The organism is Candidatus Symbiothrix dinenymphae (genome assembly GCF_001431085.1).
Genome location: NZ_BBRU01000343.1, coordinates 1 through 488, shown reverse-complemented (window position 1 = coordinate 488; position 488 = coordinate 1). Strand labels below are relative to the sequence as shown.

The 488-nt window shown below is 48.4% G+C and carries 1 protein-coding gene; it reads left to right on the top strand.

From position 1 onward, the window contains the following. Positions 1–139: 139 nt before the first annotated feature. Positions 140–488, top strand: a 349-nt coding sequence (locus ASC50_RS04200; protein ID WP_158648408.1) for an aminotransferase class I/II-fold pyridoxal phosphate-dependent enzyme, incomplete at its 3' end; no start/stop codon positions are given.

The window sequence follows — 488 nt, the reverse complement described above, 5'->3', positions numbered from 1 at the left end:
ATTGTTTAGTGTGAGAATGCGCATCATTCCCCGTTTGAGGTGGATTTGGGAAACCTGCAAACTGATGGACAATTCTTCCCTTTCGGTCGGCAAGGCAATCTGAATACTGTCGCCTGCTTTTTAAACTTATATTAAGGTTATGAATCTTTTAGAAAAGAAATTGTCGGTAAGTCCCGCTTGCAAAGCGGCTCAGCAAGCACGGGATAAGGGGATTTATCCCTATTTTCGCGCAATCGAGAGCGACCAGGATACAGAAGTGACCATCAGCGGCAAACGGGTGTTGATGTTTGGTTCTAACGCCTATCTGGGCTTGACCAATCACCCCAAAGTGAAAGAGGCGGCTCTGGAGGCAGTCAAAAAATACGGCACCGGCATGGCTGGGAGCCGCTTTCTCAACGGCACGCTCGACATTCATGTGGCGTTGGAAAAGCAAATCGCCGATGTTTTTGGCAAAAAGGGAGCCATCATGTATTCCACCGGGTTTCAGG